The following is a 22840-nucleotide window of genomic DNA, read 5'->3' on the forward strand; positions in this document are numbered from 1 at the left end:
TGAAATTCGAAGAAAGATTTAAAATTAAATACAAATGATGTCTTAAAATATTTGGAGTGAATGAAAAATAGTAGTAATATTGCATCCTCTAAACCGGTCCTATAGCTCAGCTGGTTAGAGCACCTGACTCATAATCAGGTGGTCCCTGGTTCGAGCCCAGGTGGGACCACATAAACAAACACTTTAACAAGTTGTAAAACAACAAGTTAAAGTGTTTTTTCTTTTTAAGGTGTAAAACAAAGTGTAAAACAATCTTTGTTTTATCTTTTCAGAAAAATGCATAATTGTATATACTGATATATACAATTAGACACAAAACCTCACTCTTCTCTTTAAAAAATCCAGTCTTTCTAAACATTCACTATAATTTCAAATATATAATATATGATTTGAAACGATTTGTTTTACGTCAAGAAAAAAAGAAATTACGTAATGAAGAAAGACACACACTTACATACCAGTTTTGTGAAATTTATTGTTGAGAAATATGGTGAAAAAAATAAAAAGATATCTGACATTGAGAAGGAAGATAAAAGGAAAGTAAAGAATAAAGAAGTTGAGGATATTGATAATATTTTAAATGATGTTGATGAAAATGAAAAACTAGATAAAGAAGAACAAAATGATGATGAAAACGTTGATGATCTTTTAAAAGAATATCTAGAATTAGAAAAAAAATATTGGAGAGTGAGAAATGATAAAGTTTATAAAAGACAATAAAACTTTGTATGATATTGAAACCATTACACAAATTTTAAAAGTTTCACGGTCAAAAGTTCAAAGAGAAATTAAAAAACAACAAACAGAGATTATTAAGTATAAGAATTTGTACTTGTATCCAGAAGAAACATTATTCGAATTGATGGAAATTATTCTTATAGAAAAATTAAATAAAACTATATGATTGATAATGATAAAATAAAGAAGTTTCAAATGAGTATTGATATTTGTAACTTTAAGTTGAAGTTTGAAAAAGACCCTAAAAAGAGGGAGAGACTTAGAATTAAAATTCAAGTCGATGAATTAAGAATAAAACTCGAGAGATTAAATTAAATATAATGAGTTCTCACACTCTGGAATAAAAGTGAATAGACAGCAATAAAAAGCAACTAGATTTAACAAATTCAAGTGTATAGATATTTTATTTATCTGTATTGGTTGAATTATATAAAATATTAAGTAATGAATGAAATTGATAAAAAAGAAAAACTCTTTTAAAACGTCTCAAATGATTGTAGATGATATTAGATTTAGTTTTAATAAAATAATCTCTCAAAACAATCCTATTTATTCTATAACAATAACAAATACTGGTTGTAAAACTAATGAAGAACTAAGGTTTTTTTTAACTAATAAACTTTTCAATCAAATAAATAAAGATTATAAAGGTTCATTTGAAAAAATAAATTATCTCTTTGTTATAGAGTATCCGACTAAAGTGTCAATGGGAAATCAAATACCTGAAAGTTGTGACGTTCATACACACATTGTTTTAGGTACTAGTATCACACCTCAACATTTAGAGTATTATATTTATACATTATTTAAAAATCCAGATGTATATATTGAAGATATAACAAATCGAAATGATAAAAGGGAATACGTTAATTATTTGATTAAACAAAAGAACTTATTCACCAATGATAATTATAATTATAAAATAACAATATAAATAAAAAGGGTTTAACTCAAATGTTAAACCCTTTTATTCTTGTAGATACATAATAAAACAATTTAATAATTTTATTGATGCTGTTTTTCTATTTGACATACTATAAAATTTTCTATAAGTCAAGCTTCCAGTATGTACCATGATTTTTGTGAATACTGACTCTAAATTGTACTGATAATTTTCCACTTTGAATTAAGTTCCCGACAAACTGATCTGTAATAAAATCACATTTTGCATTTTTAATATTTAATGCTTTTGTTATAGAGTGTAATTCCCAACAATTAATAATTAAAAATTTATCTTCTTTAGATACTCTTAAAGAAACGATATTATCTTCTAATTTTAAATTTAGATTATATCCATTATAGAATGAATTACCCCCTTTAGAAATATAAGGTGTTTTAAAAGTTGGAATTCCACTTATTTCTATACCCAAATTATGCTTTAAAGAATTAATAGTCCCTTTATTAAATTTTTTATCGGGTCCTAAACAAAAAATTTTAATTATAAGTAAGGATGTGTTTAAACTTGTTTTTTCTTTTCTTTTAAAAATTTTAGGATAAGTAGTGTATCCTCCATCGAAAATAGATAATGTTCTCATAGTTTTATATTTAATATTAATAATTTTTAGGCAATAAAATTCACTCTCGCAAAAGCAAGTTTTTTGAATTTTTGAATTTATAATGTTTTGTTTACTAGTCTCTGATGAGATAATTTAGAGACTTTTCTTTTGATTTCTTTGACAAAATTAAAAGGAAAAAAAAGTAATAAAAAATGATAAAAATTTGGAAAATTATGACCCTTGATGAATACTGAAAAAAATAATAAAAAATTTTAATTATTTAGATTAGTTTTAAATAGGTAAAATCGTTTTGTTGGGATTGAAGAACATTTTTTATTTTATCATCTCTAATGAATGATTTTAGTAAGTGAAGTATTGTATCATACTCATCAATAGAAAATGTCAGGACAAAGTCGTAAACAATAAAATAAAATATGACTTCCCAGTCATTCAATAAGTAGTTTTTAATTTTATTCGTTTCGAATTCATCTACTATTTTGGTTACATTACAACCAATTAAAAATGTGTTTAACTGGTTAGTATATATTGTCTTACCTCTTCCAATTATGGTAATATCATTCTCTTGCAATAGGTATCGTTTTAATTTCACAGTCTTATATATAAAAAAACAGAGAGACTAATTAAAGATTAGTTTCTCTGTTCAGTATTCAAAATTTGATTGTAAATTATTTTTTATTAGAAGTTTTTTTGGGAATTACTTTATAGAAAATTTCATTTCCAATACGACAACCATTTCCACAACCCCATAACATATCAATATTTCCCAGTACTTTAACACTTAAAATATTATTGGGTTTGGTGTTAAATTGTAGTATATAGTTATATCCTCCTTGTGGGTCTTCTTCGGTTAAGAAATACTCTCCATTTTTTGGTTCGTCAATATCTTCTCTTGCAATTCCCTGACCTCCGCAACTACAAACGTCGTCTGAATTTGTTCCTTCCCAGATAAAATTAAATGATTGTGTCTGTTTTGAATAATTTGAAATCTTAAGTTTGTATAGACCATCCTTACTTTTGTAGACCCCATTTAATTGTGAAAAACCGAAATTAAAGATTAGTATTAATATTGATGTAAATATTTTTTTCATTTTTTTGATTGTTATTTGTTTTAAATCTTCTATTTAATTCCAATAATTAAAATGAGGAACTTCTTTTTTTAATTCATTCATTGTTTTTGAGAATTGTTCAAAAGAAAGTTTTTTCATTTCCCAAGGACTATGACCAGGATTGGGACTGTAAGAGTCAGCAGTCGACATACAGTTAGGTTTCCAGTTTTTGTCTTGTCCATTTTGAATTTCAGGAGAAAATACAATATTGTAAACTCCATATTTAATTTCACCACTTGGGTTATAACTTAAGTCCCGATTTTCTAAAGAGATACTCCAACGGTTATAGATGTTTTTGTTTTTGATTTCTTCGAAACTGTAGACATATTAAGAACTAATACTTTCGTCTTTTTCTCTCAATTCATTAATGTCGATTTTCCAACCATTAGTTTTTGTTGCATCTTCAAACGTAAAATCACTAATTGTAATGTAAGATTTATTTTTTTCTATTTTTTTTCTAATAATTTCCCTATTTACCCACCCATTTTTAATTTCTACTTTTCTAATTATAGAATCGTTTTGATCTTTTTCAATGCAAGTTCCGGTGTATGGTTTATTAGAATCTTTTTTTTGAATGTCTTTTAATTTGCGAGGAATTCCATTGAGTAAATTCTTTTCTAAATTTAATTCAGAACATTGACAATCAGTATTAACTACTATTTGAGTTTTTTGAATTTCTTCGTTTTTTTCTTTTAACTCGTTGTTGTCATTTTTACTTCCACAAGAGATTAGTATTATACTAATCATCATTAAAATCAAGTTGTTTTTTCTCATTTTCAATTGTTAATTAATTTATTAGGGTAAATATATCAAAAAGTTTCAATCTAATCATCTATGATTAGATTAATCATAGATGATTATAAGAATTTTACGGAAAAACATTCTGTAAAATTGATTTACACAATAGACAAAAAGTATTTATCAAAGTTTGGGAAGCATCTTAAAAAAATGCGAGAGGGAAAAAATATGTCCCAAGAGGAACTAGCAAATCTTGCTGATGTTTCTTTACCACAAATAACAAGAATAGAAAGGGGTGCAGTAAACCCGACAATTTGTACTGTGAAATCTTTATCTGTAGGGTTGGGTGTTGAAATGTCTTTTATGTTTAACTTTGATAGTGAATAATTTTTCATTATTTTTTTGTTGATAACGACACAAATAGACTATGGCAGGAAATTTAGTAAAAAGACAGCATTACGTTCCACGTACTTATCTACAACGTTTTTCGAGACAAGAGGGACAAGAATATTTTATATCTGTCTTGCCAAATTCATCAGTTGATAAGAGTAAAATATTTGAAGTTAATATTAAAAATATTGCTTTAGAAAAAGATTTTTACACAATGCCAGGAGAAACGGATTCTCAGAAAATGGCAATTGAAAAATTCTATGCAGAGGAATTTGAACAACATTACTCTTCTATTTATGAAATTCTTGTTGATCCACAAAAAACTGAAATTACAAATGAAGAAAGAGAGTTAATTATTTCTACTGTTATTACTATGTATTATCGAACAACAAAATGGGTTAATGCTAGTAAAAGTTTAATGAGTCGGGTTTTTTATCAAATGTTTCACTTATGTAAACAAACAGGAAAAGATTATTTTACATTTGAAGGGGAAAGAGTTTCTATAGCAGGTAAAACATTAGAACAGTTTACAAAAGAATTTAATGACGAACGACAACCTCATATGATATTGACACAATTAGAAGTTGCATTTAAATTAATAAGTGTTCGATTGCAGTCAGATTCATTAACTGTTGTTAAGTTAGATGAGGAGAGTTTAGAGTTTGTTGTGAGTGATAATCCTGTGATTGCTGGAGGTTTAAATGAATCACGATTTTCTCCTTTTGATCCAAGTAATTTATTTTATCTACCATTAGATCCAAAACATATGTTGATTTTAATACCTGAAAAAACAGAAGGTCTTGAGAATAGAATTTTTAGAAGAACTTCAAGTGGATTTATGGGAGGGATAGAGAAATTAACGTCTAATTATCAACAAATGAAAAACTCTGAAAGATTTATGTTGGGGACAAAAAAAGAATTAGAATCGTATATCTCAACTAAAGAGATTACTGAGAAACCAACTGATGAAATGAATGAAGAGGATAGAGAAGAGTTTAGAAGATTTATTCAAAAATTAGATAACAAAGAGTAATAAATTTTGTTTACAACAAATAAATATATCAATAACAAATAAAGCTGGAAAAATTGAAGGATATAATTGACTTAGTGGTAGCATTAACTGCTGTGTTTAGTTTAATAGTAGTTTGGTTTACATTAAGGGAAATGAGAATTCAAAGACATAAAACATTTGAACCATATTTGTTACCATTAAATAATGAATTCGTTTTTCTGTGTCAATATCCGGAAGTATTATTACCTATTAATTCTTATTTAAATAGAGAACAAGTAATAAATAAATTAAAATGTAATATATCTCTTCAAGTAAAGAATATTGGACAAGGGATTGCAAAAGATATTTCGATAGTTGTAAAATGGGAAATAAGATATAGTGATTATTTAGAATTTATAATCGTTGAACTTAAACGACAGAATATTGATATTGATATTCAATTAAGTCAGACGAGTTGTTGGATAAGTTATGATGAATCGATAGGACTATTGGGTGGAGGGAATTATCCGTTCCAATATGAGACTAAGATAAATTACGATTATCTGTTACCAGTCAAAGACAATAATGAAGATATTAAAATTGAAATACCTAATTCAGTAAAATTAATATTAGAATTATCGATACTTTTAATTGAAATTTTACCCAATAGTGAAAAGGAAGCGATTTTTGAAAAGTTAAAGAATGATTTTCAAGTAAAAATAGATATTCTTTATAAAGATAATTTGGAAAAAAAATTTTTGAATTATTGTGATTTTAAAATTAATAATTTAGGAATTCTAATGGAGGGTAGTTTTAAGGGAAAAATGTATAAATTAAAATTAGAAAGAGATTAGGTATACGTGAAAAAGATTAAAAAATTATAGTAATTTTTTAATCTTTTGAACAGTTCCGCTACTTTTGTCGGTTAATTTCATTATTTTTCTAATGGAATATCCTTGTTTTAATAATTTTACAACTTCTTTATGTTCTGTTAAAAGTGTTTCGTTGTCTTTTTTGAATCCGTCTTTTCTTCCAACTTTTCCGCCGTTTTTTCTATAACTATCGTAACCTGATTTTATTCTTTGTCTAATCTGTGTTTTTTCCATTTCACTAACAGAAGTAAGAATTTGGATTAAGAATTGAGACATTGGGTTTATCTCAAATTTGTCATTAAGTGTTTCAATATTGTGGTTTTTTATATAAAGAGAGATACAATTCTCATTTAACAATTGGATTGTTTTTAAAACTTCTATAGTGTTTCTTCCTAATCGACTTAATTCCCAACAAAGAACTTTGTCAATTTTATTGGTTTTGATAAAGTTTATCATTTTCATAAGTTCTGGTCTTTCCTCATTTGTTTTTCCCCCAGAAATCTTTTCTTCAAAAATACTCGAAACCTCATAATTCATATTTTTTGAAAACTCTAATAATTCCTCTGTTTGTCTCTTGTAATCTTGATTGTTAGTTGAAACCCTTGAATATATAACTATTTTCATTTTGTATCTTTTTAATATTTTATATTATAAAGATACGGAAAGTGTATCATATAACCTTGTTTTTAAAGATTAAAATGATACACTTTTAATTTGGTACAATTATCTAATTTAAGATATGGTCAAAAATGTGTTATTCATATCATTATTACTTTCCTCAATTCTCTCCCATAAAAACTCACTTACATAATGTTCGGTCATTGATAGACTACTGTGACCTAATGTTTTTGAAATCGTGTAAATGTCTTTGTTTGTAGTTTCAATCATTAAACCAGTATAGGAATGTCTTGCTAGATGACTAGTGAATACAACATCTGACCCACATTTCTCTTGTAGTTTTTTTAACTGTTTGTTGTAATAAGCAGTTTTTGAAGACATTTGATTATATTGGTATTTTGTTAAATTGTTTTTTTCAGAATTGAATTTAACATCTTCAAACATCTTATTGTCAAGAATTGGAAAAATAAATTTGTTAGAATTTGCTTTTGCAAAACTTACAATTTCAAGAATGAGAGCAGTTTTTAAGGAATGTTTGATTTTATTTATTTCTTCCAACCACTGATTTAGACAGTATTCTAATTCTATTAGTTTTTGTTTGTCCTCGGGTTTTGTTGAGTTACTTAAAAGTAAAAAATCAAAAATACTCTCTTTTTGTAATTTTTGATAGTGTTTTTCTACTTCTCTATAGTTCAAGTTATATTCAATATTGTTTATAGTAAAATCAAATTTCTTGTTTAAAATTTTCTCATCTTTTAAAAAGTAGTCACTCAATCTCAATAGAATTATGAAATTTAATGGGATTTTATGTGGTTTCTTAGTTTTAAATTGGTAAAATAAAATTTCTCCTGTTATTAGATTTTCCCATCTTAAAGTCATTAAATCACTTACTCTAATTCCTTGAGCAAAAATTTGAAAGATGAAATAATTTTTACAGTTATAGAGGGGGTCTTTCTTTTCAATTTCGACTCTTAAAATTGTTTCAATATCTTTTTTTCCAAGGGTTATTTTGTTAACGGGAGCAGATTTTGTTTTAAAAGAAAGAAAAGGATTTTTGATTGGAACAAATTTGTCAAATTCAACTCCTTTGTTGTAAACATTTTTTATTTTTTTAATATACTTAATACGTGTGTTTACAGCTATTTTTTCATCTATTAAATAGGTGTCAAAGTCTCTAATGAAAGAAGTTGTTAAGTCAATAAAGAGAAAATCTCTTCGATTTGTTTTGTCTAAAAAAGATTTAAGGTGATTAAAACTTGTAAGGTGAACTTTGTATGTTCCAATTTCTTTTCTTTTATCATAATCGTCTAATTGACTTTTGAAAAATTGAATAAAAGAAACTTTGTCGTTATTTACATCGTCAATTATTATCTCGTCTGGGGAATCTCTTTTTCTTAATTCAAGAATCTTTTCCTCAATTTTTTTATTAAGTTCTTTGTGACTTGAATGAGTACTAGTGACTAAACCACTTTTTAGTAAATCTTTTACTTTTATTGATACTCCCAAAGAGAAATAAGTAGATTTTCTGTTTTCTGTTCTTCTTACTTGAAGAATCCCAAAATTATCAGTTGAATATTTTTTTTTAACACAAGGATTGTAAGTGATTTTCATATAAAAAGATTAAAAACCAAATGTAGTGTAAAACAAGTGTAAAACAAAATATGGATATATGTGTTTTTCTAATTTATTAAAACACTAGCTATCAGAATGTTGTATTTTTGTGATTGTGATTTTGTATTACAGGTGGGACCACTCTTTTAGAAATAGAAAGTCTTTACAGAACATGTAGAGGCTTTTTTGTTTTTTATCCTTTCGAAAATGTAAAAAATGAAATTTCTAATAGTCAATATTTAAACTTTCATTCTATAAAATCCCTTAACTTTATCCATCCGAAACAAATTTAATCTTCAGATGGATAGATTGACTCCCGAGCAGAGGAGCAAAACTATGCAGGCGATAAAAAGCACTGCTACAAAAGGCGAAGTAAGGCTTGCTAAAGCGTTATGGAAATTGGGTTACAGATATCGAAAAAATAATAAAAAGATATTTGGAAGACCGGATCTAACTTTTGCCAAATATAAAATCGCGATTTTTGTGGACAGCGAATTCTTTCACGGAAAAGATTGGGAAACAGAACAATTAAGAATCAAATCGAATCGGGAATATTGGATTCCGAAAATTCAGAGAAATATAGAAAGAGATCAGGAAGTTAATGCGTTTCTTATTTCGAAAAACTGGATAATTTTACGATTTTGGAGTAAAGAAATTGAGAAAAATCTTGAAGTATGTGTCGCCAAAATTGAAGGAGCAATTATGATTCGGAGTATTTAAACTCTTTGAACTTTTGTTTTCTTGGTTTCTATTTTCTCAATGCATTTGAAAATCTCAGAAGCTAATCTTTGAATAACAGGCATACTGACTGAATTTCCAGCTTGTTTATAAAGGTTAGAATTGGAAATTTTGGGTAATTTGTAACTGTCTGGAAATCCTTGAAAACGAAAACATTCTCTTGGAGTTAATTTTCTAAACCCAAAATCGGTTGTAATAATAGGAACATTATGGCCGCCAGTTCCCATATTTGCTGTTAAAGTAGGGCAGACTTTTCTTTTGTTCTCCCGAACATATTGCCGTCTAAACTGATAAATTCTGTCTTCGCGCACAACTGCTTCTTTTAGCATCTTGTACATGTATTTGTCCTCGGTGTAATAAAATTTTTTTTCTACTTGTTCTTTTGTAATCAGATCGGTAACCTTTTTTGTTAATTGTTCTTTTTCTGGAAAATCAAATTTAAATCCTTTTTTGACGAAATCTTTGTCAAAAGCAATCATGAAAATTCGCTCACGATTGTGCGGAATGTTTCCGAAATCTTTAGTGTTCAAAATGGCACTGTCAAAAGTATAATTGCGTTTTTTAATTTCGCGTTCTATTACTTTCATGGTGTTTCCATTATCATGACTTTTCAGGTTTTTGACATTTTCTAGAAATATTACTTTAGGTCGCATTTCATCAACAAAATCTAATATTTTGAAAAAATGATTGCCTCGAACATCCTCAAAACCTTTTCTATGACCCGCGAGCGAAAAAGGCTGACAAGGAAATCCTGCCGTCAGAATATCTACTTTTTGAAGCTTTTTGACATCAAGTTCCATCACATCTCCTTCAATCAATGTATGTTCGAAGTTGTTTTTATAAGTAATACAGGCTTTTTTATCAAATTCATTCGCCCATTCTAGTTTAAAACCTGCATTTTCAAAACCCAGACAAATACCGCCAACACCAGCGTATAAACTTCCTACGGTATATTTGTTTGCCATTTTTGTTAGTTGAGTGGTTTTGAGTCTGAAAATTTCCTGATAGTAAAAATAGAAAGACTGTTTTCTAATTACAATCTTTTGTAAAGAAAATTGTTTTAGAAGGAACAAATAAATGATAATTAAAAAGTCAAAAAACCGGTTGGAGTAATTTTACGTAAATGGAATGAAATAGAAATTTTTAATTAAAATTGTATTTTCATTTTTGTTAAAATCAGGAAATTCTTATAAGGCTTAAAGTTAAGCGAATATTATGAAAATGAGCTTTTTATGGGCTATAACGTTTTCAGAAAGGTATTCGGTGTTTTGGATTAAAAAGTGTTAAAATTTCTTTTATGTTTTTTGTTTTAAAAGTTGCTTTTATGTAAAAAACTTATACTTTTGTCCAAGATTTTGTAGGGAAAAATATATTTGTGAGAAATTTCTATAAAAGAAAAATATGTTTATTTAATACTAGCTCGTTGAATCAAACAGCTTGAATTTATGAGAAAACTAAAAGCCCCCTTTTTAGCAGTTGCAATAATATTATTCAATGCCTCAGTAGCATTTGCTACTCCTAATCCGCCAGCGCCAACGGCAAAAGGTGCGAATACAAATTCAACGGCATGTACTTTTTGTCAGGATGACGGAACACCATACATTCCAATCGATCAAAATATTGTCTTTCTGGCAATTAGTGGTTTAATTTTAGGAATGACAGTTATATATAAAAATAAAACAAAAAAAGCTTCAATTTAAATTGAGGCTTTTTTTGTTTAAAAATCTGATTAAAATTATTTGTTTATAGAATAAAGTCTGGAAATATATTTTCCAACAACATCAAACTCTAAATTGATTTTTGTTCCAACTTTGAAATCCTTAAAATTAGTGTGCTCAAAAGTATAAGGAATGATTGATACGCTAAATTCATTCGTTCTAGAATTTACAACTGTTAAACTTACTCCGTTTACAGTAATCGAACCTTTTTCGATAGTAATATTGTTTAAGTTTTTGTCGTACTCAAAAGTATAATTCCAGCTTCCGTTAGCTTCTTCGATGTTAATACAAGTTCCGGTTTGGTCAACGTGTCCTTGTACAATATGTCCATCCAGACGATCGCCAAGCTTCATTCCTCTTTCTAAATTAACAATATCGCCAACCTGCCAATCGCCAATATTTGTCTTCAAAATAGTTTCGTCTATTGCGGTTACGGTATAAAACGAGTCTCTAATTGCGACAACTGTAAGGCAGATTCCGTTATGCGAAACGCTCTGATCTATTTTTAATTCCTGTGTTATGGAAGAGTCAACTGTTATATGAAGATTGTTTTGGTCTTTTTTGATTTCGTGAACCTTACCGAGTGTTTCTATAATTCCTGTGAACATTGTGGTTTTATTTTACTAAATTTGCACATCAAAATTAGTAATAAATAAACTGAGCTCATGAATAAAAAAGCAGAAAATATAATTGTTGGAATTTCAATAGGAGATTTAAACGGTATTGGAAGCGAAGTTATACTGAAAACATTCGAAGATTCTCGTATGTTGGAATTGTGTACGCCGGTTATTTTTGCAAATGCGAAGATTCTTTCATTCGTAAAAAAAAGTTTTACATCGACAGTTCAGTTTCATGGAGTTGATAAGTTAGATCAGGTCATTCCGGGAAAAGTAAACGTTTATAATCTTTGGAGAGAAGGCGTTGATATTAATTTAGGAACAAATGATTCAAAAATTGGAGAATATGCCATTAAATCATTTGTTGCAGCAACTAAAGCTCTTAAAGATGGAGAAATTGATGTTTTGGTAACAGCGCCAATCAATAAATATAATATTCAATCGGATGATTTTAAATTTCCAGGCCATACCGATTATCTAGATCAGGAATTAGAAGGCAATGCGCTTATGATGATGGTTCAAGATAATTTACGAGTAGGATTAATTACAGATCATGTGCCATTAAACCAAGTTGCTTCACATTTAACGGAAGAATTAATTACTACAAAAATTGAAACCATTAGAAAATCTTTGGTTCAGGATTTTAGTATTGTGAAGCCTAAAATTGCAGTTTTAGGATTGAATCCGCATGCTGGTGATGGTGGTGTTATCGGAAAAGAAGATGATTTGGTTTTAAAACCGACATTAAAGAAAATATTCGATTCAGGAACAATGGTTTTTGGTCCGTTTCCAGCGGATGGTTTTTTTGGAAGCGGTCATTATGAAAAATATGATGCAATTGTAGCCATGTATCACGATCAAGGATTAATTCCGTTCAAAACACTATCTTTTGGAAAAGGAGTCAATTATACAGCGGGTTTAAATAAGGTGAGAACTTCTCCAGATCATGGCACAGCTTATGATATTGCAGGAAAAGATATGGCAGATTACAATTCATTTAAAGAAGCAGTCTATCTTGCAATAGATATTTTTCGCTCGCGTAATCAGTATGAGGAGATTAGCCAAAAACCTCTTAAAATAAAAGAAAAACAGTTATAAACAAAAAAAGGTGAATAAGATTATTAGATTTATAATAATTTTATATCTTTGCACCCCAATTCAGATATCTAGTTTTAGAAACGAATTGATCAAATTGATGTTGAAATGAGCAAAACAAAAGAATTTTTAATTCCTTTCGTAGGATTAAAACTAGGAAAACACCATTTTGAGTATCAGATAAATAATGAGTTTTTTAAGAATTTTGAATACGATGAGTTTCAAAGTTCGGATATAAAAGTCAAATTGCTTTTCGAAAAGAAAAGCACAATGTTAGAATTAGAATTCAAACACAAAGGGACTGTAAATGTGCCTTGTGATCTAACAGGCGAAGATTTTGATTTACCTATAAAAGGGAGAATGAAGCTTATTGTTCGCTTTGGAGAGGAATTCAATAATGATAATGAAGAATTGTTGATTTTACCACATGGTGAGTTTGAAATAGATGTTGCGCAGTATATTTATGAAATGATTGCGCTTTCTGTACCTCAAAAAAGAATTCATCCAGGAGTTAAAGATGGAAGTCTGCAGACAGAAGCTTTAACAAAATTGAATGAATTAAGTGTAAAAGAACAAAAGGAAGAGAGTAACAAAGAAGAAGATATTGACCCGCGTTGGGAAAAATTAAAGAAACTATTAACGGATAAATAATATAGTAAAATGGCACATCCTAAGAGAAAGACCTCGAAAACAAGAAGAGATAAGAGAAGAACACATTATAAAGCTACTGTAGCTCAAATCGCTACATGTCCAATTACTGGAGAAGCACATTTGTACCACAGAGCTTACTGGCATGAAGGTAAAATGTACTACAGAGGGCAAGTTGTTATCGATAAATCTGAAGCGGTTGCTTAATACGTTTTTGTAAATTATACTAGAACTCTCACATAGTGAGAGTTTTTTTTGTTGGTTATAATTTTCGTTTTTTAGGAAAATATAGACAAAATCGTTTCGTTTTTTTTTGTAATTTTCAAGCCTTTTAAAAATTTTTCAAATTAATGATAATTTGAAAGGAAAATAGTAGAATATAATGAATACAATCACAGCCGCAATTACCGCTGTTGGAGGATACGTTCCTGACTTTGTGCTTACAAACAAAGTTCTAGAAACAATGGTTGAAACCAATGATGAGTGGATAACCACTCGAACAGGAATTAAAGAAAGAAGAATTCTTAAAGATGCTGATAAAGGTACATCATACCTTGCAATAAAAGCAGCACAGGACTTAATTGCAAAAGCAAATATTGATCCGTTAGAGATTGATATGATTATCATGGCAACAGCAACACCAGATATGATGGTGGCTTCTACAGGAGTATATGTTGCAACAGAAATTGGAGCAACAAATGCATTTGCATACGATTTGCAAGCAGCATGCTCAAGTTTCTTATACGGAATGTCTACTGCTGCGGCTTACGTGCAGTCTGGACGTTACAAAAAAGTACTTTTAATTGGTGCCGATAAAATGTCATCAATTGTAGATTATACAGACAGAGCAACTTGTATTATTTTTGGTGATGGAGCTGGTGCAGTTCTTTTCGAACCAAATTATGAAGGTTTAGGTTTGCAGGATGAATATCTAAGAAGTGATGGTGTAGGACGCGATTTTCTTAAAATCCCTGCAGGGGGTTCTTTGATTCCGCCTAGCGAAGAAACAGTAAAAAATAGACAGCACAATATTATGCAAGACGGTAAAACTGTTTTCAAATATGCTGTAACGAACATGGCAGATGCCAGCGAATTGATTTTGCAAAGAAATAATTTGACAAATCAGGATGTTGACTGGTTGGTACCACACCAGGCAAACAAACGTATTATTGATGCTACTGCTGGAAGATTAGAATTGGATGATTCTAAAGTTTTGGTAAACATCGAAAGATACGGAAATACTACTTCTGGAACTCTTCCATTAGTATTAGCTGATTTTGAAGATAAATTGAAAAAAGGAGATAATGTTATCTTTGCTGCCTTTGGTGGTGGATTCACTTGGGGATCTATCTATTTAAAATGGGCTTACGATAAGAAATAAATTAAAACTAAAAACGAATCATTATGGATTTAAAAGAAATTCAAAACCTAATCAAATTTGTTGCAAATTCGGGCGTTGCAGAAGTGAAGTTAGAAATGGATGATGTGAAAATCACGATCAGAACAACTTTAGAAACAAATGTAACTGAAGCAACTTATGTACAGCAATTACCTGCTCAAGCAGCTTTACCGCAAGCTCAAGTTCCACAAGTTACAGCTCCAACAGTTGTAAATGTAACTCCAGAAGCTCCGGCTGCTAAAGACGATTCTAAATACATTACTATAAAATCTCCAATCATTGGAACATTCTATAGAAAACCATCTCCAGACAAACCAGTATTTACTGAAGTAGGAAGTACTGTATCTAAAGGCGATGTTCTTTGTGTAATTGAAGCAATGAAATTATTCAACGAAATCGAATCTGAAGTTTCTGGTAAAATTGTGAAAATTCTAGTTGACGATATGTCTCCAGTAGAATTTGACCAACCTTTATTCTTAGTAGATCCATCATAAATTTAGATTTTAGATTTTAGATTTTAGATTGATTTATAAGCGATTTTTATTGATCATCTAAAATTATCTAATTCTCAAATTGTCTAATTATCTAATTAAAATAAGATGTTTAAAAAAATATTAATTGCGAATAGAGGAGAAATTGCACTACGTGTAATTCGTACATGTAAGGAAATGGGAATCAAAACTGTTGCAGTTTACTCTACAGCCGACGCAGAAAGTTTACACGTTAAATTTGCTGACGAAGCGGTTTGTATAGGCCCTCCTCCGAGTAACTTATCGTATTTGAAAATGTCAAATATCATTGCAGCTGCAGAAATTACAAATGCAGACGCAATTCATCCAGGTTATGGATTTCTTTCTGAGAATGCTAAATTCTCAAAAATTTGTCAAGAGCACGGAATCAAATTTATTGGTGCGGCTCCTGAAATGATCGACCGAATGGGAGATAAAGCTTCTGCAAAAGCTACAATGAAAGCGGCAGGGGTACCTTGTGTACCAGGTTCAGACGGATTATTAGAATCTTACGAACATGCACAAAAAACAGCTAAAGAAATTGGTTATCCAGTTATGATGAAAGCTACAGCTGGTGGTGGTGGAAAAGGAATGCGCGCTATCTGGAAAGAAGAAGAGCTTTTAAAAGCTTGGGAAAGTGCACGTCAAGAGGCTGCTGCAGCATTTGGAAATGACGGAATGTACATGGAGAAACTTATTGAAGAACCACGTCATATCGAAATTCAAGTTGTTGGTGATGCTTATGGTAAAGCTTGCCACCTTTCTGAAAGAGATTGTTCTGTACAGCGTCGTCACCAAAAATTAACGGAAGAAACTCCTTCTCCGTTTATGACAGATGAACTTCGTGCTAGAATGGGTGAGGCTGCTGTTAAAGCTGCTGAGTTCATTAAATATGAAGGAGCTGGAACTGTAGAGTTTTTGGTTGACAAACACAGAAACTTTTATTTCATGGAAATGAATACTCGTATCCAAGTAGAGCACCCAATCACAGAACAAGTTATCGATTATGATTTGATTCGTGAGCAAATTATGGTTGCCGCTGGAATTCCAATTTCTGGTAAAAATTATCTTCCTGAATTACATGCTATCGAATGTCGTATTAATGCTGAAGATCCTTATAATGATTTCAGACCGTCACCAGGAAAAATTACTACGCTTCATATGCCAGGAGGACACGGAGTTCGTTTAGATACTCACGTGTATTCAGGATATAGCATTCCGCCAAACTACGATTCTATGATTGCTAAGTTAATTACAACTGCACAATCTCGTGAAGAAGCTATCAGCAAAATGCGAAGAGCTCTTGATGAATTCGTAATTGAAGGCGTGAAAACTACAATCCCTTTCCACAGACAATTAATGGATGATCCAAAATATATTGCAGGAGATTACACAACTGCATTTATGGATACATTTAAAATGAATAATCCAGAATAATTATAAAGGCTGTCAATTTTTTGACAGCCTTTTTCTTTTTATAAGCTTTTACAAAAAAATCCAATAAAAGGAAATCCCAAATTCCAATATTGGAACCTTAACCTAAATTTAAAAACTTAAAACCTCATTCTAGACTTTAGAATTTGGAATTTGATTTATTGAAATTTCTATCAAGGTTACACTCTAAGTGTTTACTTATTACACACCTTTTTCTTCATTTACACACTTTTTAATATTGGTCAATTTTTGGCACATTGATGAAAACCCTTGTAAAAACAAGGCTTTAACGCGTTTGGCACAGTTCTTTTCTTTTACGGCATAATAATTTCATTACCTAAAGCGTAAACAACTATTAATTTAAATATATACGTTATGAAAAATTTATTTTTATCAGCCGCAATTGTCTTAGGAAGTTTAACTTCATTCGCTTCAACTACACAAGTAAATAATACAATCGTAAAAACGATTTCTGTTGAAGACGAGTACACTGAAATCAAATTAGAAGAATTACCAGCAGCAATTACTGAATCTTTGAAAAAAGCATACCCAGAAGCTATAATTACAAAAGCATATAAAAACGAAAAATCTGAGTATAAACTTGACGTTACTGTAGGTGACAAAGTTGGGAATCTTTTCGCTAATGCAGACGGAACTTGGATTAAAAAATAATCTAAATCGTATAGATTTTGAAAATCCAGATCAAGAATACTAAGATCAAATTAACAATATTAAAACAGAATTATCATGAAAAATTTATTTTTATCAGCCGCAATCGTTTTGGGAGGTTTAACATCATTTGCTTCAACTTCGCCAATTTCAAATACTATCGTAAAAACAATCTCTATCCAAGATGATTATACAGAGATTAAATTGGAAGAACTTCCAGCAGCCGTAACAGACGCGCTTAAAAAAGCGTATCCAGATGCAGTTTTAACAAAAGCATTTAAAAATACAAAGTCTGAATACAAGCTTGAAGTGACTGTTGGAGACAAAACAGGAAATCTATTTGCTAACGCAGATGGAACTTGGATTAAAAAATAATTAATTACTAACCCTTAAAACTATTACTATGAAAAAGTTGATTCTATCGGCAGCAATTGTTTTAGGCAGTTTGTCGATGCACGCAGAAACCACTGCTGTAACCAACACAATGGTGCAGACAGTAAATGATCAGGATGGATATAAAGAAGTAGACGGAGTTCCAGCAGCTGTTAAAAAAGGCTTAGACGACGCTTATCCTGGTGTAGTGCTTGAAAAAGCATGGGTGAATGACAAAAAGGAGTATAAAATTGAGATAACAGTTCGAGGTGAAAAATCGATCGTTTATACCGATGCTTCTGGTAACATTCTTAAAAAATAATTTTAAACCACAATATTATGAAAAAGTTAGTTTTATCAGCGGCGATTGTGTTAGGAAGTTTATCGGTTAATGCCGCAGTTCTTCCAGCGATTTCGATCACTCAATCAGTACTTATTCAAGATGGATTTACCGAAGTAACTGCAGATGCTGTTCCGGCAGCAGTGAAGTCTACAATTGAAAAATCTTTCCCGAACACTAAGCTTGAAAAGGCTTATAAAAACGAGAAAAACGAGTATAAACTTGAGATTTCAAGTGGAGAAAAGAAGTATACTATTTTTACAGATGCTTCTGGTAACATCATCAAAAAATAATTAAAAATCAGCATCATGAAAAAGTTAATCTTATCAGCAGTGGTTGTTTTGGGAACAATGTCAATTCATGCAAATGTATTGCCTGTTTCTAAAGACACAAAAGCAACTGTAATTGTTCAAACTGAATATACAGAAGTTACTGCAGATGCTGTGCCTGCAGCTGTTAAAACGGCTTTGCAGACGGCTTATCCGGGAGCAAAACTGGAAAAGGCATTTGTAAACGAAAAGAAAGAATACAAACTAGAAATATCAGTTGGAGACCAGAAGGCTACTGTGTACTCAGATGTCAATGGTAACTGGTTGAAAATATAATTAGGTGAATTTAGATTTATGTTTTTGGTGAAAAAGAGATTGCGACGTGCAATCTCTTTTTTTTTGCATAATTTTGTGAAAATCCAATTTTAATAGTCTTATTTTAGCAAAAAACTCCCTAAAAGCAAATGCCGAAGATATTATTGATAGAAGACGACATCGCGTTTTGTAAACTATTAGAAAAATTTCTAATCAAGAAATCGTATGATGTTACCATTGCTTTCTCAGCCGCAGAAGCACGCGAAGCAATCAAAAAAGAATCGTTTGATTTGATTTTGACAGATCTTCGTTTGCCTGATTTTGACGGCATCGGGCTAATGTCTGAATTTAAGAACTCTCATCCGCATATTCCAATTATTTTAATGACAGGTTACTCTGATGTAAATACTGCTGTTAAAGCAATTAAAAATGGTGCAGCCGATTATATTTCTAAACCTTTCAATCCTGATGAGGTTTTACTTGTAATTAATAATGCGTTGCAAGCTCCAAAAGAAGAAGAAGAGGAACAAGCTCCTGCTAAAGAAAAAAAAGCACCCAAAAAACAAACTTCTACAGAAAATGAATTTGTAAAAGGAATCTCTGTTGCTTCAAAAAAACTTTTAGATCATATTCAATTGGTAAGTCCGACTGATATGTCAGTTTTGATTATTGGTGAAAGCGGAACTGGAAAGGAAATTATAGCCAAAAGCATTCACCAGCAAAGTCAAAGAAAAAACAATAATTTTATTGCGGTTGATTGCGGAGCCATTCCAAAAGAACTAGCGGCAAGCGAATTCTTCGGACATTTGAAAGGATCTTTTACTGGAGCAATCAGTGATAAAATGGGTTATTTTGAAGCTGCAAATGGCGGAACTATATTTTTGGATGAAATCGGAAACCTTTCGTACGAAAATCAAATTCAGTTATTGAGAGCACTTCAAGAAAGAAAAATTAAACCCGTTGGAAGCAATAAGGAAATAAACGTTGATATACGCATTATTACGGCTACAAACGAAGATTTGCGCGAAGCGGTAAAAAACGGCGATTTTAGAGAAGATTTATACCATAGAATCAACGAATTCTCTATAGAATCACCATCTTTAAAAGATCGTGACGAAGATTTAATGCTTTTTGCTGATTATTTTCTTGAAAAAGCCAATCAGCAATTAAATAAAGGTGTAATAGGATTTTCTCCAGAAGTGGTTTCTATTTTTCAAAATTACAATTGGCCAGGAAATTTGCGTGAATTGCAAAACTGTGTAAAACGTGCCACACTTTTAACTCGCGGTGATTTTATAGAAAGTGAAGTTCTTCCGGCAGAATTTTTTCAAATTCAAAAAAAGGATTCAAGTGCAGACGAAAGTTTTGCTTTGTCTGATAACGAAAAAGAAGCTATTATTCATGCCTTATCAAAAGCGAAAAATAATAAATCTGAAGCGGCTAAACTCTTAAAAATTACAAGAAAAACACTTTACAACAAATTGAAACATTACAATATTGAGTAAAGTAGTTTTGATAAAGGTTGTATTTTAAATTTCCTGTTTTAAATTTTCAAATAGCATTTCTACTTTACTTTTTAAATCAGCATAAGTGCTTTTTATATCAATTGTGTTTAGATCTTCTTTTTCCAAATCTTTAAGAAGTTCGCCAATTTCATTGGCTTGAATTTGTCTGAACATCGGTGCAATTCTATGCGCAATAGATTTTATCTCTTCGTGATTTTCATCGTTAACTGCAGTTTCTAAAAATCTTAAATTCTCGATACTTGTTTCTATGAAAGAATTCAAAACTTCTTTCAAAGCCGATTCATCTTTCCCTAGAAAATCATTTAGAGTCTCCAGAGAATACATTTGCGAAGAATTTTGATTTTCTGTTTCTGCAATTTCAGTTTCTGGAATTTCTTCGTGATCTAAAATATGCTGAATTGTTTCCAATAAAATCTTTGGCGAATAAGGTTTTTTTACAACAGTAGTAAAACCAGCATTTTTGTAAACAGACATATCCAAATCTGTTCGGCCAGTTAAAGCAATTACAGGCTGATTTTTATAAATAGGAAATTCACGAAATTTCTCCAATAGCTCAAATCCGTCAATTCCTGGCATTTGAATATCAGTAATGACAAAATCAAAAGGTGTATTCTGAATAGCTTCTAAAGCCTTTGCCGGATTGCTGAAAGATAGAACTTGATGTTGTTCTTGTCTTAAAACACCACAAGTCAGATTTAGAAGGTTAATATCATCATCAACCACAATAAAAGTTTGTTTTTTAGTATTCTTGGCAGTTTTAGGTTTTAATGGAGCAACAGGATTATTTTGACTATTGTCAAATAATAATGGCAATTGGATTTTAAAAGTGCTTCCTTTTCCAAAAACACTTTCAAGGTTTAATTTACCTCCCAAAATAGAAATTATTTTCTGGCAAATTGATAATCCTAAACCAGTTCCGCCATATTTTTTTTCGATGTTTTCATTCGCTTGAGCAAATTCTTCAAAAACTAATTTCTGGTTTTCTTTCTCAATTCCGATTCCTGTGTCTTGAATTGTAATTGTAAAAGATTGCTCATCATTCGCGAAAGCGGCAATTCTAATATGGCCTTCTTCTGTAAATTTATAGGCATTTCCGATAATATTGGTCAGAATCTGTTTCAATCTAAACGGATCGCCAACAATACGTTTTTGAAATTTCTCATCAATATTGATAATCAAATCGATGTTTTTATGCTTATAAACGGTTTGAATATTTCTAGCAATATCTTCAATAATTTCTGGCAACAAAAATGGAACTTTTTCTATAGTAATTTTTCCAGCTTCTATTTTCGAAAAATCCAGCAAATCTTGAACTAACTGAGAAATATACTCAGAAGAATTTTTAATGTTTTTAACGAAATAAGATTGTTTGGTATTAATGTCCGAATTTCCAAGAAGTTCAGAATAACCGACAATGGTACTTAAAGGCGTCTTTAAATCGTGACTAACAGTCGAAATTAATTGTTCGCGACTTTTAAGTAGGTTTTTAGTTTTGAAATTGGCGATCTCCAATTGCTTTTTATAGACTTGCGATTTCGAATAATCGCTCACAATTAAAATGGAGAAAAATAAAGTCAATAATAAGCCAATTACTGCCGAAGCCGTAACGATTTCGTTGACTCTTTTTAATGATTTTTCTTTTAATGTATTGCTCTTTATGGAGTTGATGATGATTTCTCGTTCAATAATTCGAAGTATTTTTCGAAGCTGATCTGAAATCGCGATTTCGTTCTGAAGCAATTTGTTTTCTTCAAAATTTAAAGATTCTTTTTTCTTCTCAGCCTTTAATTTTACCGAACTCAAAAGCTTTTTAGAATTAGCTAAAATAGAATCTGAAGCTTTTTTGCTTAAAGTATTGGTGCTGTCATCTGGAATATTAGAATTCATATAATCAACATAACGCTGTAAAACGTTTCGCTGGTAACTCCCCAATTGATTTGGGTTTTTGGTGAAATCTTGAAGCTCCAATTTTCTCAGATTGAACTCCATTTTGGTAATTTCATCAATGGCATTATTTACAGAAGTTTCGTCGTCTGCCTTGTTTTTAATTTCTCTTAATTGCTTAATGTTTTCGGTTTTTTCAGCCAAAAAATAAGTTACACTATCTAAAAGTGTTTTTTGATATTCGGTTGTAACAATTTGTTTTAGAGTATCGATACGTTTGCGAAGCGAATCTGTTTCGATCAAATAGTTTTTGAAATCTTTTTGAGAGTTATTTTGAATGGTTTGTCTTGCCAGACTTTCCGTTTTATAAACATTTGAGTAAAGTCTGCTTACGCGAAGTATTTTGTTTTTTTCTAAAGCAATTTTGTCTTCCAGTTTGTTATAAACAACATTTTCAGAATACAGAAACCATCCAACGGTGACAACCAAAGCTAATAATGCAACATAGCTGAATAAAACTTTTATTGCGGTGTAACTTTTTTTAGTCTCCATATTTTATTGAAGGATTTGGGAAATTCGGGATTATTAAAACATTGCAATTTATCTAAAAAAATCTGTTTTTGGAAACCTAAACCTTTCTAATCTGTTATATAATTGTCATGTTTGAAAACAAAAACAGCCGTAGATTATGTAAAATCTACGGCTGTTTTTTTAAATTTTTTATTG

General features: G+C 30.3%; 28 protein-coding genes and 1 tRNA gene. 21 read left to right on the forward strand and 8 right to left on the reverse strand.

Annotation, left to right across the window (positions count from 1 at the left end; genetic code table 11):
• Window positions 1-95: 95 nt before the first annotated feature.
• The 4 genes from P0R33_RS14350 to P0R33_RS14365 all read left to right on the forward strand — a co-directional run bounded on the left by P0R33_RS14350 (window position 96) and on the right by P0R33_RS14365 (window position 1672).
• Window positions 96-169 (forward strand) — tRNA-Ile (locus P0R33_RS14350).
• Between the two features lie 263 nt (window positions 170-432).
• A complete protein-coding gene (locus P0R33_RS14355; protein ID WP_276171867.1) occupies window positions 433-720 on the forward strand; it encodes a hypothetical protein in 288 nt (95 codons plus the stop codon).
• Between the two features lie 180 nt (window positions 721-900).
• Window positions 901-1053 (forward strand): hypothetical protein, encoded by a 153-nt coding sequence (locus P0R33_RS14360; protein ID WP_276171868.1) that lies wholly within the window; start codon window positions 901-903, stop codon window positions 1051-1053.
• A gap of 175 nt (window positions 1054-1228) precedes the next feature.
• Complete coding sequence (locus P0R33_RS14365; protein WP_276171869.1) at window positions 1229-1672, forward strand: hypothetical protein; 444 nt, start codon at window positions 1229-1231, stop codon at window positions 1670-1672.
• 112 nt (window positions 1673-1784) lie between these two features.
• Here P0R33_RS14365 and P0R33_RS14370 read toward each other — a convergent pair whose 3' ends face one another.
• The 3 genes from P0R33_RS14370 to P0R33_RS14380 form a co-directional block, all read right to left on the reverse strand.
• Window positions 1785-2273: a hypothetical protein gene (locus P0R33_RS14370; RefSeq protein WP_276171870.1), complete on the reverse strand. Its 489-nt coding sequence runs from the start codon at window positions 2271-2273 to the stop codon at window positions 1785-1787.
• A 647-nt stretch (window positions 2274-2920) separates the two neighbouring features.
• Window positions 2921-3343 carry a hypothetical protein gene (locus P0R33_RS14375; protein ID WP_276171871.1) on the reverse strand — a complete coding sequence of 141 codons (423 nt, stop codon included), beginning with the start codon at window positions 3341-3343 and terminating at the stop codon, window positions 2921-2923.
• Between the two features lie 345 nt (window positions 3344-3688).
• Window positions 3689-4135, reverse strand: coding sequence for a hypothetical protein (locus tag P0R33_RS14380; protein ID WP_276171872.1), 447 nt, complete (start codon window positions 4133-4135; stop codon window positions 3689-3691).
• 60 nt (window positions 4136-4195) lie between these two features.
• Here P0R33_RS14380 and P0R33_RS14385 point away from each other — a divergent pair, with 60 nt between their 5' ends.
• The 3 genes from P0R33_RS14385 to P0R33_RS14395 are packed head-to-tail and all read left to right on the forward strand — an operon-like array spanning window position 4196 to window position 6334.
• The gene (locus P0R33_RS14385; protein ID WP_276171873.1) at window positions 4196-4486 is read left to right on the forward strand and encodes a helix-turn-helix transcriptional regulator; all 291 of its coding nucleotides are present in this window, start codon (window positions 4196-4198) and stop codon (window positions 4484-4486) included.
• Window positions 4487-4526: 40 nt separating this feature from the next.
• On the forward strand, window positions 4527-5522 hold the full coding sequence (locus tag P0R33_RS14390) for a DUF4238 domain-containing protein (RefSeq protein ID WP_276171874.1): 996 nt from the start codon (window positions 4527-4529) through the stop codon (window positions 5520-5522).
• Between the two features lie 53 nt (window positions 5523-5575).
• On the forward strand, window positions 5576-6334 hold the full coding sequence (locus tag P0R33_RS14395) for a hypothetical protein (protein ID WP_276171875.1): 759 nt from the start codon (window positions 5576-5578) through the stop codon (window positions 6332-6334).
• A 24-nt stretch (window positions 6335-6358) separates the two neighbouring features.
• Here P0R33_RS14395 and P0R33_RS14400 read toward each other — a convergent pair whose 3' ends face one another.
• Window positions 6359-6976: a recombinase family protein gene (locus P0R33_RS14400; RefSeq protein WP_276171876.1), complete on the reverse strand. Its 618-nt coding sequence runs from the start codon at window positions 6974-6976 to the stop codon at window positions 6359-6361.
• 108 nt (window positions 6977-7084) lie between these two features.
• On the reverse strand, window positions 7085-8581 hold the full coding sequence (locus P0R33_RS14405) for a site-specific integrase (RefSeq protein WP_276171877.1): 1497 nt from the start codon (window positions 8579-8581) through the stop codon (window positions 7085-7087).
• A 300-nt stretch (window positions 8582-8881) separates the two neighbouring features.
• Here P0R33_RS14405 and P0R33_RS14410 point away from each other — a divergent pair, with 300 nt between their 5' ends.
• Window positions 8882-9301, forward strand: a complete 420-nt coding sequence (locus P0R33_RS14410) for a very short patch repair endonuclease (protein WP_276171878.1) — start codon at window positions 8882-8884, stop codon at window positions 9299-9301.
• Here P0R33_RS14410 and dcm read toward each other — a convergent pair.
• Window positions 9298-10284 (reverse strand): DNA (cytosine-5-)-methyltransferase, encoded by a 987-nt coding sequence (dcm, locus tag P0R33_RS14415; RefSeq protein ID WP_276171879.1) that lies wholly within the window; start codon window positions 10282-10284, stop codon window positions 9298-9300. The genes P0R33_RS14410 and dcm overlap by 4 nt on opposite strands.
• A 480-nt stretch (window positions 10285-10764) precedes the next feature.
• Here dcm and P0R33_RS14420 point away from each other — a divergent pair, with 480 nt between their 5' ends.
• Entirely contained in the window at window positions 10765-11019 is a 255-nt protein-coding gene (locus P0R33_RS14420) for a hypothetical protein (protein WP_276171880.1), read from the forward strand.
• Window positions 11020-11054: 35 nt separating this feature from the next.
• Here the strand turns inward: P0R33_RS14420 and P0R33_RS14425 are convergent, their stop codons facing one another.
• A complete protein-coding gene (locus tag P0R33_RS14425; protein WP_276171881.1) occupies window positions 11055-11645 on the reverse strand; it encodes a riboflavin synthase in 591 nt (196 codons plus the stop codon).
• Between the two features lie 57 nt (window positions 11646-11702).
• On the opposite strand from P0R33_RS14425, the gene pdxA reads away from it, so the two are divergent.
• From pdxA to P0R33_RS14485, 12 genes are all read left to right on the forward strand, one after another.
• Window positions 11703-12752, forward strand: coding sequence for a 4-hydroxythreonine-4-phosphate dehydrogenase PdxA (gene pdxA, locus P0R33_RS14430; protein ID WP_276171882.1), 1050 nt, complete (start codon window positions 11703-11705; stop codon window positions 12750-12752).
• A gap of 105 nt (window positions 12753-12857) precedes the next feature.
• Window positions 12858-13400 carry a DUF177 domain-containing protein gene (locus P0R33_RS14435; protein ID WP_276171883.1) on the forward strand — a complete coding sequence of 181 codons (543 nt, stop codon included), beginning with the start codon at window positions 12858-12860 and terminating at the stop codon, window positions 13398-13400.
• A gap of 9 nt (window positions 13401-13409) precedes the next feature.
• A complete protein-coding gene (rpmF, locus tag P0R33_RS14440) occupies window positions 13410-13604 on the forward strand; it encodes a 50S ribosomal protein L32 (RefSeq protein WP_008465217.1) in 195 nt (64 codons plus the stop codon).
• 175 nt (window positions 13605-13779) lie between these two features.
• Window positions 13780-14778 carry a beta-ketoacyl-ACP synthase III gene (locus tag P0R33_RS14445; RefSeq protein WP_276171884.1) on the forward strand — a complete coding sequence of 333 codons (999 nt, stop codon included), beginning with the start codon at window positions 13780-13782 and terminating at the stop codon, window positions 14776-14778.
• 23 nt (window positions 14779-14801) lie between these two features.
• A complete protein-coding gene (gene accB / locus P0R33_RS14450; protein WP_276171885.1) occupies window positions 14802-15290 on the forward strand; it encodes an acetyl-CoA carboxylase biotin carboxyl carrier protein in 489 nt (162 codons plus the stop codon).
• A 105-nt stretch (window positions 15291-15395) separates the two neighbouring features.
• On the forward strand, window positions 15396-16742 hold the full coding sequence (gene accC / locus P0R33_RS14455) for an acetyl-CoA carboxylase biotin carboxylase subunit (RefSeq protein WP_179001924.1): 1347 nt from the start codon (window positions 15396-15398) through the stop codon (window positions 16740-16742).
• A 372-nt stretch (window positions 16743-17114) separates the two neighbouring features.
• The gene (locus tag P0R33_RS14460; RefSeq protein WP_276171886.1) at window positions 17115-17411 is read left to right on the forward strand and encodes a hypothetical protein; all 297 of its coding nucleotides are present in this window, start codon (window positions 17115-17117) and stop codon (window positions 17409-17411) included.
• 75 nt (window positions 17412-17486) lie between these two features.
• Entirely contained in the window at window positions 17487-17783 is a 297-nt protein-coding gene (locus tag P0R33_RS14465) for a hypothetical protein (RefSeq protein WP_276171887.1), read from the forward strand.
• A gap of 28 nt (window positions 17784-17811) precedes the next feature.
• The gene (locus P0R33_RS14470) at window positions 17812-18102 is read left to right on the forward strand and encodes a hypothetical protein (RefSeq protein WP_276171888.1); all 291 of its coding nucleotides are present in this window, start codon (window positions 17812-17814) and stop codon (window positions 18100-18102) included.
• A gap of 17 nt (window positions 18103-18119) precedes the next feature.
• The gene (locus P0R33_RS14475; protein WP_276171889.1) at window positions 18120-18413 is read left to right on the forward strand and encodes a PepSY-like domain-containing protein; all 294 of its coding nucleotides are present in this window, start codon (window positions 18120-18122) and stop codon (window positions 18411-18413) included.
• Window positions 18414-18428: 15 nt separating this feature from the next.
• Window positions 18429-18725, forward strand: a complete 297-nt coding sequence (locus P0R33_RS14480; protein WP_276171890.1) for a hypothetical protein — start codon at window positions 18429-18431, stop codon at window positions 18723-18725.
• A 128-nt stretch (window positions 18726-18853) separates the two neighbouring features.
• A complete protein-coding gene (locus P0R33_RS14485) occupies window positions 18854-20209 on the forward strand; it encodes a sigma-54 dependent transcriptional regulator (RefSeq protein ID WP_276171891.1) in 1356 nt (451 codons plus the stop codon).
• Between the two features lie 24 nt (window positions 20210-20233).
• Here P0R33_RS14485 and P0R33_RS14490 read toward each other — a convergent pair whose 3' ends face one another.
• A complete protein-coding gene (locus P0R33_RS14490) occupies window positions 20234-22666 on the reverse strand; it encodes an ATP-binding protein (protein ID WP_276171892.1) in 2433 nt (810 codons plus the stop codon).
• Window positions 22667-22840: the final 174 nt, after the last annotated feature.

This window comes from Flavobacterium sp. YJ01 (assembly GCF_029320955.1).
In the GTDB taxonomy this organism is placed as follows: Bacteria; Bacteroidota; Bacteroidia; order Flavobacteriales; family Flavobacteriaceae; genus Flavobacterium.